The following is a 14608-nucleotide window of genomic DNA, read 5'->3' as shown; positions in this document are numbered from 1 at the left end:
GCCGTGCGGACGGGGCCGGTGCGGATCCGCGCACCGCGCCGTCCGGCCGGGGCATCCACAGCGCCCGGGACCGCGCAGCACGTACCACGAACCAAGAAAGCCGGGCACCGTGACACAGCCTTTCGAACTGCCGGACTTCTACCTGCCGCATCCGGCGCGACTCAACCCGCACGTCGAGGAGGCGCGGACGCACTCCAAGGAGTGGGCCCGCCGGATGGGGATGGTGGAGGGGTCGGGCATCTGGGACGAGCACGACCTCGACTCCCACGACTACGCCCTGCTGTGCGCCTACACCCACCCGGACGCCGACGGCCCGGAACTCTCCCTGGTGACCGACTGGTACGTGTGGGTGTTCTTCTTCGACGACCACTTCCTGGAGGCCTTCAAGCGCACCCAGGACCGGGACGGCGGCAAGGAGTACCTCGACCGGCTCCCGCTGTTCATGCCGATGGACCTGACGGCCGGAACCCCCGAGCCGGTCAACCCCGTCGAGGCGGGGCTGGCGGACCTGTGGGCGCGGACCGTGCCCAGCATGTCCCAGGAGTGGCGGGCCCGGTTCGCCGAGAGCACCGAGAACCTCCTCAACGAGTCGCTCTGGGAACTCTCCAACATCAACGCGGACCGCATCCCCAACCCGGTCGAGTACATCGAGATGCGCCGCAAGGTCGGCGGGGCGCCCTGGTCGGCGGGGCTGGTGGAGCATGCGGTCGGGGCGGAGATCCCGGCGGTGATCGCCGAATCACGGCCGATGCGGGTGCTCAAGGACACCTTCTCCGACGGGGTGCATCTGCGGAACGACCTGTTCTCCTACCAGCGGGAGACCGAGGAGGAGGGCGAGCTCAGCAACGGTGTGCTGGTCCTGGAGACGTTCCTGGACTGCACCACCCAGCAGGCCGCGGACTCCGTCAACGACCTGCTCACCTCGCGGCTCCAGCAGTTCGAGAACACCGTGTTCACCGAGCTCGGCCCGCTCTTCGCCGAGCACGGACTGGACCCGACGTCCTGCGCCGACGTCATGGCGTACGTCAAGGGGCTCCAGGACTGGCAGTCGGGCGGCCACGAGTGGCACATGCGCTCCAGCCGCTACATGAACGGCGGCGGAGCCTCGGCGCCGGTCGCTCACCCGGCCCCGGGGCAACTCACCCTGACACCAACCGGCTTGGGCACGTCGGCCGCGGACATCACGTCGCTGCGCGGCCTCACCGGCGCCGACCGGTCCCGCAGCTTCACCCATGTCCCGTACCAGCGGGTGGGGCCGTCCCGGATCCCCGATCTCTACATGCCGTTCACCACGACGCTCAGCCCCCATCTGAGCAGCGCCCGCCGGGAGGTGGTCGCCTGGGCGGAGCGGATGGGCATGCTCCGGGCGCAGCCGGGGGTCCCCGGCTCCGGCATCTGGGACGAGCAGAAGCTCGCCGGCTTCGACTTCCCGCTCTGCGCCGCGGGGCTCCATCCGGACGCGGCCCCCGACGAGCTCGACCTGGAGTCGGAGTGGCTGACCTGGGGCACCTACGGGGACGACTACTTCCCGGTGGTCTTCGGCAGGACGCGTGACCTGGCCGGTGCGAAGGTGTGCAACGACCGGCTCTCGGCGTTCATGCCCCTGGACGGCTCCGCCGCCCCGGAACCGGCGAACGCCCTGGAACGGGGGCTGGCCGACCTGTGGTCCCGTACGGCGGGCCCGATGGATCCGGAGGGGCGCCGGACGTTCCGCACCTCGGTCGAGACCATGACCGCGAGCTGGCTGTGGGAGCTGGCCAACCAGGCGCAGCACCGGATCCCGGATCCGGTCGACTACATCGAGATGCGCCGGATGACCTTCGGCGCGGATCTGACGATGGCCCTGTGCCGGCTGGGCCACGGACGGCGGATCCCCCCGGAGGTCTACCGGAGCGGGCCCATGAAGTCGCTGGAGAACGCCGCCGTCGACTACGCCTGCCTGCTGAACGACCTCTTCTCGTACCAGAAGGAGATCGAGTTCGAGGGCGAGGTCCACAACGGGGTGCTCGTCGTCCAGAACTTCTTCGACTGCGACTACCCGACGGCGGTCGCCATCGTGCAGGATCTGATGACCTCCCGCATGCGACAGTTCCAGCACGTCGCGGCACATGAACTCCCGGTGCTGTACGACGACTTCGACCTGGGTGCGGAGGCGCGCGGGATCCTGGACGGGTATGTGAAGGAGCTGGAGAACTGGCTCGCCGGGATCCTGACCTGGCATCAGGGCTGTCTGCGGTACGGGGAACCGGAGCTGCGCCGCCAGTTCCGGCCGGGGCTGCGGATCGGCATCCCGGCGGGGCTGGGCACCTCGGCCACGCGGATCGCCCTGCCCGCGGCGTCGCTCTGAGCCGCGGGGCGTCGCTCTGAGCCGCGCGGCATCGTTCTGACCCACCCGGCCGGGATCCGGCATCGGCCCGGCTCGGCGTCGCAGTGGCTCACCGGCGCGTCCTCACCTGAGACCCTTCGGCCCGTCCCCACCGGCGAGATGTTCTCGTTCGGTGGGGGCGGGCCGGGGAGCCGAACCCCCAGCCTGGTGTCAGAGCCCGCGTCATGACGCGCCGCCCGTCCGGAACGAGGCGCCACTGCCGCTCGGGTCCGAGTGCGACGGTGACCGCTGTGCCGCTGACTTCCCCTCTGCTTCGATGATCTACGACGAACAGAGAGGAAGATCCACCATGCCCACCACGACACTGCAGATACCCACCGAGGACGGCCGGGCCGACGCCTTCGCCGCCTTCCCCGACCACGGCGAGCGGCACCCGGGGGTGCTGCTGTACTCGGACGCCTTCGGCGTGCGGCCCGTGCTGAAGGAGATGGCCCGTGAACTGGCCGAGCACGGGTACTACGTGCTCGTCCCCAACCTCTACTACCGGCACGGCCCGGCGCCGGTGATCGACCTTCCCGAGCACATCGGGGAAGAGGCGCGCCCCGCGGTCATCGGGCAGCTGATGCCGCTGATCGAGGCGCACACCACCGACCATGCCCTGCGGGACGCCGACGCCTACCTCAGGTTCCTCACCACCCGGCCCGAGGTCGGCCCCGGGCCGGTCGGCGTGATCGGCTACTGCATGGGCGCCGCCCTGGCGATGCGCACCGCGACGGCCCACCCCGGCCAGGTGGCCGCCGTCGCCGGATTCCACCCCGGCTTCCTGGTCACCGACGCTCCCGACAGCCCGCACCGCGGCGTTCCCGAGCTCACCGCCCAAGTCCACCTCGGCCTCGCCGAGAACGACTTGACCCCCGAGGCCATCAGCGAGCTGAACCAGGCCCTGGACACCGCGGGCGTCGGCTACACCACCGAGGTCTACCCCGGCACCATCCACGGCTTCACCATGGCCGACACCGACGCCTTCGACCCCTCCGCGCTGCAGCGCCACTGGGACCGTCTGCTCCCCCTCCTCGACCGCACCCTGGCCAAGAGCTGAGGGTCCGGCCCGGACAGTGGAGCTGAACGACACGGCTCACGGAGTCCTCGGCTCACCCGCCGGCCGCGAACCACCGTCATCACGGGTGCGCCTCGGCTGAGTTGTGGTGCGAGGCCAGAGGGAGGCGCAGGCACAGGCACACGGGCACGGGCACCGGCACCGGCACCGGCACCGGCACGCGAGGCTCAGTCGGCGTCCGCAGTCCCGCCGAGGTAGCGGCGGGGCACGCGGGAGCCGATGCGGGCGACGATCTCGTGGGAGATGCTGCCCGCGGCGCGGGCCCAGTCCTCCGCGCCGGGCTCGCCGCGGTCGCCGGGGCCGAACAGGACGACCTCGTCGCCCGGTTCGGCGGTGGACTCGCCGAGGTCGACGACGAACTGGTCCATGCAGACCGTGCCCGCCACCGTGTGCCGCTCCCCGCTGACCAGGACCGGGCCGGTGCCCGAGGCGTGCCGCGGGATACCGTCGGCGTAACCGAGCGGCACCAGGCCGAGCGTGGTGGCGCGGGGGGTGCGGTAGCGGTGACCGTAGGAGACCCCGTGGTCGGCGGGCACCCGCTTGACGGACGCCAGCGGCGCGGTGAGCGTCATCGCCGGCCGCAGCCCGAAGTCGGCGGGTGCCGCGCGGTCCGCGACCGGGCTCAGGCCGTAGAGCGCCAGCCCCGGGCGGACGAGGTCGAAGTGGGCCTCCGGGAGCGTGAGCGTGGCGGCCGAGTTGGCCAGGTGCAGCACCTCGGGGTGCAGTCCCGCCTGCCGCGCGAGCGCCACCGCCACCTGGAAGTTGGCGAGTTGGGCGTCACAGCCGGGGTGGCCGGGCTCGTCGGCGCGGGCGAGGTGCGACCAGATGCCGACGACCTGGATGCAGCCGGCCGCCTCGGCGCGCGCCGCGACGTTCACCAGGGCGGGCCAGCCGTCGGGGCCGGGGCCACCGCGGCCGAGCCCCGTGTCGACCTTGAGGTGGACCCGGGCGGTGCGTCCGGTGCTGCGCGCGGCCCGCGACACCGCCTCGATCGCCCAGGTGGCGCCGGCCGACACATCGATGTCCGCGGCGAGCGCGGCGTCCCAGTCGTCCCCCGGGGTCAGCAGCCAGGCGAGCAGCCGGCCCGGCAGGCCGCCCTCGCGCAGGGCGAGGGCTTCGCGGAGTGCGGCGACGCCGATCCAGGTGGCGCCGCCGGCCCGGGCCGCGCGGGCGGATTCGAGCATGCCGTGGCCGTAGCCGTCGGCCTTGACCACGGCCATCACCTCGGCGGGCCCGGCCAGCTCCCGCAGCCGGCGCGCGTTGTCCTCGACGGCCGAGAGATCGATCAGCGCCTCGGCGTGCGGTGCCGACACCCCGAAAAGGATCGGTGCGGCGCCCGTGCCGTCGGGTCCGCCCGGGGTCCCGGAGCTCCCGGCCCGGTCATCCGCCGGGAGCTGCGGCGAGCGGCCGGCGTGGTCCGTCGTTGCTCCGCGGTCGGCGGTCCCGTCCGCGCGGGGCGTGCCGAGGGTCATGTGGGGTGGTCCTTCCGTGGTGTGAGCGGGGCCCGCTCGGGCCGGGGCCGCCCGCTGCGTCGCGGGGCCGCGAGGAGCGCGTCCGCGGGGCGGCTCCGCGGATACCGGCGCGGGCGGCGCCGTCCGCCGTGGGCGGTGACCCCGGCGGACGGCGCGTACCTCTGCCGGGAGGAGGGGTCGGCCGACCGACAGCGGCGAAGTGTGCCCGCAGGCACCTCCCGGACGCCCTGCCGGGAGATGTCGCAGCCGGGTCCGAGGGGGGAGGTTCAGGCCGGCCCCGACTGCGCATGCAGCCATGGTCGCGAGCGGGGTCCGGGCCGTCATTGTCCGATCGGCACCGTCCGCGGGCCCCGGACGGTGGGCAGGGCACAACGGGGGTCAGGTGTCCTCGCCGACCGGGCCCCCGGGACAGCCCTGCCGACCCCCTCGGTCCCCTCGGCCCAGGCGGCCCCCTCAGTACGGGTCGGCCCCCTCAGTGCGGGTCGGGGCCGTCGGCCGAGGCTTCCCCGTCGCCGGCAACGCCACCCCCGCCGGCACTTCCGGCACGGCTCCCGCCGGCAGCGCCGTCGGCGCCCCCGTCGGCAGCGCCGTCGGCGCCGTACCGGCGGGCGGTGAGCTGGAGCAGCAGCGCCGTCCGCACCTCGGGGTCGTCCAGCGGCACCGCCACCACCTCCTGGAGGCGGCGCATCCGGTGGCGGAGGGTGTTGGGGTGGATGTGCAGCCGGGCCGCCGCCGTCCGCGGGTCGCCCATCTCCTGGAGCCAGGCCCGCAGCGTCGGCACACAGCTCGTACCGTGCTCCCGGTCGTGCTCGACCAGCCGGTCCAGGGGCCCGATCCCGGCGATCCGCGCCGCCGCGGCGGACCGCGCCACATGGCGGAGGACGACGGTGGCCCACACCGCGTCGTGCACCGCCTGCTCTCCGTCGACCAGGCCGGTCCGCAGCAGGTCGAGGGTGTCGTCGGCCTGCTCCCGGGAGCGGGCGAGGCCGGGCACCGTCGACGCGAGGCCGCCCACGGCGACCAGCGGCGCCGGACGGCCGGTGGCCTCGCGCAGCTGCCGCAGCCAGCCGCCCCCGCTGTCGGCCGCCGGGCCGACCAGCTCGGCGGGGACGATCCCGTAGACCACGCCGCCGATCACCGCCGCCGGGGACCGCAGACGGGAGCCGCGGAACCGGGACATGCGTTCCCACGCCGTCAGCCGCTGCCGCTCGGCCTCGTCGTCGTCCTCGCAGCGCACGCCCACGCCGACCACCCGCCACGGCCCGGCGGAGAGCCCGAGGCGGCGCGCCGCGTCGGCCGCCCCCTCCTGGCCGTGCAGCACGGTGGCGACCATGTCGGTCAGCACCAGACGTTCGACGTCGGCTCCGGCCCGGCGGCGCAGCAGGTGCAGGGCGGCCGTGGCGGCGGTGGCGGCGAAGGCCTCGGCCCGTTCGGCGGAGACGGGGCCGGGCACGATGGCCCAGATCGAGCCGAGCACATCGCCTCCGGCGTGCACCGGCACGACGAGCCGCGGCTTGGTCCCCTCGACGAGCTCGGGTACGTAGATGGCGCCGGTGTCCTGGGCGATCCTGCGGAACACCCCCTGCCGCCGGAACCGGTCCTGGACCTCGTCGGGGACGCTGCGGCCCATGATCGTCGCCACCCGCGCCTCGTCGCCGCGCTCCTGCCGGGTGGAGTAGGCCAGGACCCGCGAGTTGCGGTCCTCGATGGTGACCGGGGCATCGATGACGGCGGCGATCGCGTCCGCCAGCCCGAAGAGGTCTCCCGCCTCGGCGCCGCCGAGACCCGGTACGGAGTCCGCGGAGCTGTCGCTGTCGAGCACCGCACGCACCAGCGACACGACCTGAGCCCAGCCCGCCTGCTGCTCGACCTCCACCAGCGCGACCCCGGAGGCGTCCGCCGCGGCGATCACCTCGCGGTCGGCCGCGGCCGGCGCCTTGAGCAGCAGCGCGGACGCGGACCGCCGGGCGCAGTGCGCGAGCAGCCGCAGGGCCTGGGCCCGGTCGGTCAGGTTCACCCCGAGGACGACGTCCCCCGCCCGCAGGTCGAACCCGCCGTCCGGCTCGGCGATCACCACATCGCCCAGGGGATCCGAGGAGCCGTCGGGGACGCAGACCTCACACAGCACGGCCGGTCCGACGGAACCGAGAAGCCGTTGCAGCGTCATCACTGGGCACCACCCGCTCACCTACCGTCCCATCGTGCACCACGGGAGGGGTCGGTGGCCGTCCGGGCTGCGGGGTGGGCCCTTGCCCCTGCCTGCACCGGTGCCCGGCCGAGGCGGTGAAGGGATCCGAGCGGAACCGCGTGTGCCGGGTCGGACCGTCCGTGGTGCGCCCGCCCGAGCTTGCTCCCTCACCCGCCGGATCCGGACACAGCCCACAGCAGGATGGCCCACCGGCGTCGCCGGTGGGCCATCCTGCTGTGGGCCTTGCCGTCAAGGACGTCCGAGCACTCGGACAGTCCATCCGGCGTCACGCCAGCGTGCGGGGTCGAGGGTGCCACGGCCGTCGATGATCTTCGGGCAGGCGACCCGCTGGGCCAGCCGGTGCGGGTCAATGGTGGCGAACTGGGGCCACTCCGTCAGGTGCAACAGCAGGTCCGCATCCTCGGCCGCAACGACCGGGTCGTGGACATAGTCGAGATCGGGCCGGGCCTTGCGGGCCTGATCGAGAGCTCTGGGGTCGGTCACGGTGATCGTGGCGCCGAGTTCGTGGAGCTTCTGCGCGACGGCGAGCGCCGGGGAGTCGCGGATGTCATCGGTGTCAGGCTTGAAGGCGGCGCCCCAGACCGTGATCCGCTTGCCCACGACAGCGCCGGACAGCAGTTCGCGAGCGAGGTCGACCATGTGGTCGCGGCAGCCGTTGTTGATGGCGTCGACCTCGCGGAGAAGGGACACGGCCCGGCCTGCGCCGAGTTCCCCGGCCCGGGCCATGAAGCCACGGAGGTCCTTGGGCAGGCAGCCGCCGCCGAAGCCGAGCCCGGGCCGCATCCCGCGCCGGCCGATACGGATGTCGTGACCGAGGGCATCGGCGAGCTCAAAGACATCGGCACCGGCGATCTCACAGACCTCGGCCATCGCATTGATGAAGGAGATTTTCGTGGCCAGGAAGGCGTTCGCAGCGGACTTCACGAGCTCGGCAGTGGCCCAGTCGCCGACGAACGTCGGGGTTCCCGCGTCGATGATCTTCGCGAAGCACTCACGAAGGACACGTTCCGCCCAGGAGTTCTCCGTGTTGAAGCCGAGGACGAGCCGGTCCGGACGGAGGGTGTCCTCGACGGCGCACGATTCCCGCAGGAACTCCGGGTTCCAGGCAACCTCAATGGCATCGCCGGCGGGAGCCATGTCGCGCAGCAGAGCAGCGACTCGGGGTGCGGTGCCGACCGGGACGGTGCACTTGACTGCGATCACAGCAGGTGAGCTGAGGCGGGGTGCGAGCCGACGGACGGCCGTGAACAGCTGAGTGAGGTCGTAGGCGTGTTCGCCGGGCTGTTGAGGGGTGCCCACGCCGATGAAGTGCAGGTCGGCGAAGGCGGCGGCTTCGGAGAAGGAAGCAGTGAACCTCAGCCGGCCGGTCCCGGTGTGCTTGGCCAGGAGGTCATCGAGGTCCCGTTCGAGGAACGGCGCCTTTCCGGAGTTGAGGATGGCGACCTTGTCCATGTCGGCGTCCATGCCGAGGACTTCGTGGCCGAGTTCTGCCATGCAGGCGGCGTGGGTGGCGCCGAGGTAGCCGCAGCCGATGACGGTGAGCTTCACGAACGGATGGTCCTCTCAGGGCGGGCCGCTGACGACGGCTCGTCCCGCTGCCCCCTGGAAGAGCGAGGTATCAGGCGAGCCGAGCGGCCAGGTAACGGTGGATCCCGTTCCGGATGAACGGCGGGATCGTCAGCATGTCGAGGTGTTCAGGGGCGAAGAACTGGAGCGTGACGCCCTCGCTGAGCGGGAGGCCGGTCTCGTCGCCGTCCCAGGTGGCGGCGAAGAAGGTGATCAGCTGCCCGGAACCGTGTGCGTCACGGATGTCGAAGAGCTCTTCGAGGCAGCCGATGGCGAGCCCGGCTTCCTCGTCCAGCTCGCGGACGATCGTCTCCAGGGAGGTCTCGCCCTCGTCGGTACCACCGCCCAGTAGGCTCCAGTGGGCGGGCCAGGCGATGTCCGGCAGATCGTCGCGCAGGTGCATCAGGAGGTCGCCGTGTCGGTTGGCGATGATGGCGACCGCTCCGCGGGCGGCGGCCTGCTTCTCGGTGGCGGTGGTGTCGGAGTGCATGTCGATACGGTAATGACGGGCGCAATCGCCATCAGGCAGCGCCCTTCACCGTCTGATGCGTCACCCAGGCGGCGGCCATCAGTGCCTGCATTCTGGTGCGGTCGAACCGTCCTCCCGGCTTGAGGCCGCTCTCCAGCAACGGCAGCCAAGCAGACGGCGCATCGCACAGCGCAGCGTGGATCCTGGCGTCCGTCCAGGCCGCGAGCGGGCCGTTGAGCCAGGCGGGGACAGGGCTGGCGAAGCCGAGCTTGTCCCGGCTGCCCCAGACCTCCTTGGGGAGGCCCAGGACCTTTGCAGCGTCCCGCAGGACCCGCTTTCCCTGGGCCGGATCGGTGATCTTGTGTTCCGCCGGGAGCCGGTAGGAAAGCTCCACCAACTCGCGTGCGAGGTAAGGCGACCGACGTTCCAGTGCGTACGCGGAGGCGAGCTTGTCGCTGGTCATGACCAGCGGACGCCAGGCGGTCGCCAGGTCCACAAGGGTGAGCGCGCGGGCGAGGTCCCCGCCCGCCCGGCTCATGGCATCGGCGACCAGTTCGCGAATCCGGCCCTCGGGATCCGGGCCGCGCAGGACGAGACGGGTGAGAGCCTCGACGGGATCGAGCGGTTCACCCGCATGGTGCCGCAGCCGCCCGGCCAGTGGGCGGTATGCCTCCAGGCCCGCGTCCAGTACCGAGTCCGGGCCGAACAGAACCAGTGCCTGGCGGACGTAGCCCATCAGGAACTCGTCCGGCCCGAGCCCTCCGACCACGACCCTCAACCCCAGCTCGGAGACCTTTCGGTAGGCCATGTGCTCCGAGAACGTGGACGCGTTGCCCATCGGGTAGTCCAGGGCGGACATCATGTGCGGCAGGACGGGGGTGAAGTCGGCATGGTCCGGCTCCACCACCACGAGCTCGGCGCCGATGTCCTTCGCGATCCGGGCCGCGATCCGTGATTCGTCGAGACGGTCCTGCCCCCGGTAACGGACCGTGACACAGACCGGAGGTCGCATCAGGTAGGCCAGCACCGAGGAACCCAGCCCGCCGGACAGCAGCAGCGCGAAGTCGCAAGCCGGGACTCGCAGCGGGACCTGCTCGGAGAGCACGACGGAGTACCTCGCGAGCGCCGCCCGGTAATCACCGTCGAAGGGTCGCCGGTCTTCCAGCTGCCACCAGGTCTGCTGGACGAGTGATCCGCTGGCGACGTCGAAGGCCAGCAGCGTCGCGGGAGCCAGCAGCTGAATGCCTTGGAAAGGGGTGTCGACACCGACCGGGGTCTCGATCGCGACGGCCTCCGGGCTCAGGACCAGTGGCGCCGCCCCGTAGCCGGTGAGGGTGGTGACCTCGGAGGCGAAGGCGAGTCTGCCGCCGTCGAGGCGCCAGTAGAGAGGCTTTTCACCCAGTCGGTCCCGCGCGAGGAACAGTCGGCCGGCCCGCGGGTCGTAGACGGCGACGGCGAACATGCCGTCCAGCCCCTCCAGGCAGGCCGGCCCGATCTTCGCCCAGGCACGTAACAGGAGGTGGGCGTCCGACTCCCGGTCCGTCAGCCGAATGCCCCAGGCGGCGGCCTGCTGGGCAAAGTTGTAGATCTCGCCGTTGAAAGCCAGCAGGATCCCGGAGTCTCGGTCGAGGTAGGGACCGGGCGGGGCCTGCGGGTCGACAATCAGCAGCGAGTTCATGGCCAGCACGGCCCGGCCGTCCGGGGCGGCGACGCGCCTGGTTCCGTCCGGGCCCCGGTAGCGCTGCGCATGGCCCATGGTCTCGACGGTGGCCTGATGGCGGACGGCGTCGCCTCCGGCCAGTCCTGCGATTCCGCACATCTGGTTCGCCCCCGAGTGTGATGGTGTCGTGGCTGCGGCCGCCGCGGGGAGGAGAACCCTGCCCGTCCCCAGGAGCGGCCCGGGCTCTCATCTCAGCGGTCCGCGGAGAGCTGCGCGAGGGCTCACAAGGGGGCTCACAACTCGCAGATGCGGTTCGCGGTGGGCGCCCGAAGCAATACGCTCGGTGACCCGACACAAGGGCGTGGCGTCCGACTCCGCGTTCCCGGCGAGGGCCAACGCTTCGCGCCCACAACGGGCTCGAGCCGACGCAGACGCTCCGGACTTTGGCCAAGGGGGAAGATCGTGGCGTCGACCGTCCGCCGGACTCGTCCGCCCAATGCGGACCTGGCCCGGCTCATCAAGGCTTCCGGCGCAAGCCACAAGGCCCTTGCTCTGCGCATCAACCAGCTCGCCCGGGCCACCGGCCTGGAAACGGACTACTCGCACACCTCCATCGCGAACTGGTCCCGACGGGGCATGACACCGAAGTGGCCGGTACCGAAGCTGATCGCGCAGGCCCTGGCCGAACGGCTGGGTCGGCCCGTCGGTCCCGCGGAGATCGGTATGGGCGATGCGGAGACACCGGACGCGACCATGGGGTTGGATTTTCCGCGGGATCCCGCCGATGCCGTCCGTGCTGCCACTTCGTTCTGGAGCTCCGTGAACCGCCGCGACTTCCTTGCCGGATCCGGCTTCGCCGTGTCCGCCTTCAGCACACCGGTCACCCGCTGGCTCGTCGCCCCTGCCGACGATGCAGCCGATCACCGCGGGGGCCGACAGGTAGGCCGGGCCGACCTGGACGAACTGCGCGAAGCCGCCGACGACGCCAGGCGGTGGGACTCGAAGTACGGCGGAGGCAATTGGAAGGCCAACTCCGTCACCGTCTGCCTGCACGAACGGGCCGCTCCACTGCTGCAGGGCTCCTTCTCCGACGAAGTCGGCAGGGAGCTGTTCTCCGCGGCCGCCGAGTTGTCCCGGCTGGCGGGCTGGACGGCGTTCGACGTCGGGCAGCACCAAGCCGCCCAGCGGCACTTCATCCAGGCGCTCCGTCTCGCCCGCGCCGGCGGTGACGTCGAACTGGGCTGCTACGTACTGACCACGATGGCGATGCAGTCGTTGTTACGAGGATTCGCCGGTGAGGCCATCGACATGGTCCAAGGAGCGTTCGAGCGGGCCAAAGGCCGGGCCGTGCCCCGCGTCCTGGCGTTCACGAAACTGATCGAGGCCCGTGCTCATGCCCGCGACAACGAGCCCCGAGCCGCCTCACGTGCCCTCGCCGTCTCCGAGCATCTCCTCGGGACGGCGAACACCGAAAGCGGCGACGAACCGGCGTGGATCGACTTCTACGGCCACGCCCGCCTTTCCGCGGACGCCGCCGAGGTCTTCCGGGACCTGAGGAACCCCAGAGCGGCTCTGGGGTGGAACCAGCAGGCCACCGCCATGCCGCCCGGCGTGTTCACCCGTTCCGTCGGCATGCGGCTGGCCATCGTGGGGACCGCTCACCTCCAGGCCCGCGACCTCGACCACGGTCTGGAACTCGGCAACCGCTCGGTCGACATCCTTGCCCGTGTGAAGTCCTCCCGGGCGAAGGACTACGTCCGCGAGTTCACCGCCGCCCTCGGTCCGTGGCGGCGCGAACCGGCCGTCCGCGACTTCATCCACCGCACCCGCACCGAACTCGGCGTCACGACCTGAGTGGTTCCCCAACCGCCGTGTCACAGCAACGTCGCCGGGCAGGGAAAGGCCGGCCAGGTCCCCTGGCTACCCGACTGCGGCGCTCCACGGCATCCCGCGGACCGACGCGCTCCCGGCCGGGGGCCGAGACCCTGTCCCGTAGCACCGTAGAGCCGTAGTGGCGTAGTGGCGTAGTGGCATCAACGGCCCGGGCCCGCGGCGGTCATGGCCACCGCGGGCCCCGTCCTTCGGAGCGCCGGAGCCGTCGCTCCTACAGGAAGCTCACATTCTGCGCGAGTGCCAACTCGCTGGAGTAGTTGACGGTGTTGGTGGCCGCGCGCATGTAGGCGCGCCACGAGTCGGAGCCGGACTCGCGGCCGCCGCCGGTCTCCTTCTCCCCTCCGAAGGCGCCGCCGATCTCGGCGCCGGAGGTGCCGATGTTGACGTTGACGATGCCGCAGTCGGAGCCCTCGGCGGACAGGAAGCGCTCGGCCTCCTGCTGGTCGCGGGTGAAGATGCTGGACGACAGGCCCTGGGGGACGTCGTTGTGCAGGGCGATGGCCTCGTCCAGGGTCTCGTACGTCTGCACGTAGAGGATGGGGGCGAAGGTCTCCTCGCGGACGACGGCGGTCTGGGCGGGCATCCGGACGATGGCCGGTTCGGCGTAGGCGGCGTCGGGTGCGGTGTCCGAGAACCGCCGGCCGCCGCCGACGAGGAGCTTGCCGCCCTCGGCCTGGGCGCGGGACAGCGCGTCCTGCATGGCGTCGTGGGCCGTGGCCGAGATGAGTGGGCCGACGAGGGTGCCGTCGTCGAACGGGTCGCCGATGGGGAGCTTGCGGTAGGCGTCGGTGAGCCGGTTGATCAGGGTGTCGGCCACGTCGCGGTGGACGATGAGGCGCCGCAGGGTGGTGCAGCGCTGTCCGGCGGTACCGGCGGCGGCGAACACGATGCCCTGGACGGCGAGGTCGAGGTCGGCCGAGGGGGCGACCACGGCGGCGTTGTTGCCGCCGAGTTCGAGCAGGCTGCGGCCGAAGCGGGCGGCGACCCGCGGGCCGACCTCCCGGCCCATGCGGGTGGAGCCGGTCGCGCTGACCAGCGCGACCCGGGAGTCGTCGACGAGCTTCTCCCCGATGACGCGGTCGGCCAGCAGCAGCCGGTGCACGTCCTGGGGCGCGCCGACGTCCTCGGCGGCGCGGGCGAGCAGCCGGGCGGAGGCGAGCGAGATCAGCGGGGTGAGCTCGGAGGGCTTCCACACCACGGTGTCGCCGCAGACGAGGGCGACGGCGGTGTTCCACGACCACACCGCGGCGGGGAAGTTGAAGGCGGAGATCACGCCGACGACGCCGAGCGGGTGCCAGGTCTCGGCGAGGCGGTGGCCGGGGCGCTCGGAGGCGATGGTGCGCCCGTAGAGCTGCCGGGACAGGCCCACCGCGAAGTCGCAGATGTCGATCATCTCCTGGACCTCGCCGAGCGCCTCGGAGCGGATCTTGCCCGCCTCGATGGTGATGAGGTCGGCCAGGTCGCCCTGGTGCTCGCGGAGCAGTTCACCGAGGCAGCGGACGAGCTCCCCGCGCCGCGGCGCGGGGGTGACGCGCCAGTCCCGGAATGCCCGGTGGGCCGCGGCGATCGCTGCGTCGGCCTCGTCGGCCGTGGTGGCCCGCAGCCCGAACAGGTCCTCGCCGGTGACCGGCGTGCGGGCGGAGAAGTCGGTGCCCTCGGGGATTTCGGCGCCGACGCGGTGCAGCGCGGTGCGGGCCGTCTCGCGCAGCGCCTCCGTGGTGGGGAGGCTGATGGCGGTGGCGGTCATGGTGTCCTGCCTTTCAGGTGGGTGGTCGCGTCAGGTCAGGTGGGTGGTGACGGCGCGTCCGGTCACGAGGACGTGCGGGTGCGGTGAGCGGTGGGTTCGTTCGGACGGGATGGGTTCCTTCGGTCGGCGCGGCTGCCATGAGGTGGCGT

General features: G+C 72.1%; 9 protein-coding genes. 3 read left to right on the top strand and 6 right to left on the bottom strand.

Annotated features, from left to right (window positions below; translation table 11 throughout):
• Positions 1 to 109 precede the first annotated feature (109 nt).
• The gene (locus ABT112_RS12600) at positions 110 to 2347 is read left to right on the top strand and encodes a family 2 encapsulin nanocompartment cargo protein terpene cyclase (RefSeq protein WP_351508566.1); all 2238 of its coding nucleotides are present in this window, start codon (positions 110 to 112) and stop codon (positions 2345 to 2347) included.
• 328 nt (positions 2348 to 2675) lie between these two features.
• Complete coding sequence (locus ABT112_RS12595) at positions 2676 to 3425, top strand: dienelactone hydrolase family protein (RefSeq protein WP_351508564.1); 750 nt, start codon at positions 2676 to 2678, stop codon at positions 3423 to 3425.
• A 185-nt stretch (positions 3426 to 3610) separates the two neighbouring features.
• On the opposite strand, the gene alr is transcribed toward ABT112_RS12595, so the two are convergent.
• The 5 genes from alr to ABT112_RS12570 form a co-directional block, all read right to left on the bottom strand.
• A complete protein-coding gene (gene alr, locus ABT112_RS12590; protein ID WP_351508562.1) occupies positions 3611 to 4756 on the bottom strand; it encodes an alanine racemase in 1146 nt (381 codons plus the stop codon).
• Between the two features lie 631 nt (positions 4757 to 5387).
• Positions 5388 to 7082, bottom strand: coding sequence for a PucR family transcriptional regulator (locus tag ABT112_RS12585; protein WP_351508560.1), 1695 nt, complete (start codon positions 7080 to 7082; stop codon positions 5388 to 5390).
• A 270-nt stretch (positions 7083 to 7352) separates the two neighbouring features.
• Positions 7353 to 8672 (bottom strand): UDP-glucose dehydrogenase family protein, encoded by a 1320-nt coding sequence (locus tag ABT112_RS12580; RefSeq protein ID WP_351508558.1) that lies wholly within the window; start codon positions 8670 to 8672, stop codon positions 7353 to 7355.
• Between the two features lie 70 nt (positions 8673 to 8742).
• Positions 8743 to 9180, bottom strand: coding sequence for an NUDIX domain-containing protein (locus tag ABT112_RS12575; RefSeq protein WP_351508555.1), 438 nt, complete (start codon positions 9178 to 9180; stop codon positions 8743 to 8745).
• Between the two features lie 31 nt (positions 9181 to 9211).
• A complete protein-coding gene (locus ABT112_RS12570; RefSeq protein WP_351508553.1) occupies positions 9212 to 10978 on the bottom strand; it encodes an asparagine synthetase B family protein in 1767 nt (588 codons plus the stop codon).
• 303 nt (positions 10979 to 11281) lie between these two features.
• On the opposite strand from ABT112_RS12570, the gene ABT112_RS12565 reads away from it, so the two are divergent.
• Positions 11282 to 12673, top strand: a complete 1392-nt coding sequence (locus tag ABT112_RS12565; RefSeq protein WP_351508552.1) for an NsdA family TPR-like regulatory protein — start codon at positions 11282 to 11284, stop codon at positions 12671 to 12673.
• A 250-nt stretch (positions 12674 to 12923) separates the two neighbouring features.
• Here ABT112_RS12565 and amaB read toward each other — a convergent pair whose 3' ends face one another.
• Positions 12924 to 14459, bottom strand: a complete 1536-nt coding sequence (gene amaB / locus ABT112_RS12560; RefSeq protein WP_351508549.1) for an L-piperidine-6-carboxylate dehydrogenase — start codon at positions 14457 to 14459, stop codon at positions 12924 to 12926.
• Positions 14460 to 14608 lie beyond the last annotated feature (149 nt).

The sequence above is a fragment of the Streptomyces sp. NPDC002055 genome (assembly GCF_040296705.1).
Classification (GTDB): domain Bacteria; phylum Actinomycetota; class Actinomycetes; order Streptomycetales; family Streptomycetaceae; genus Streptomyces.
The sequence above is the reverse complement of the archived record's forward strand: the minus strand, read 5'-3'. Positions and strand labels throughout refer to the sequence as shown.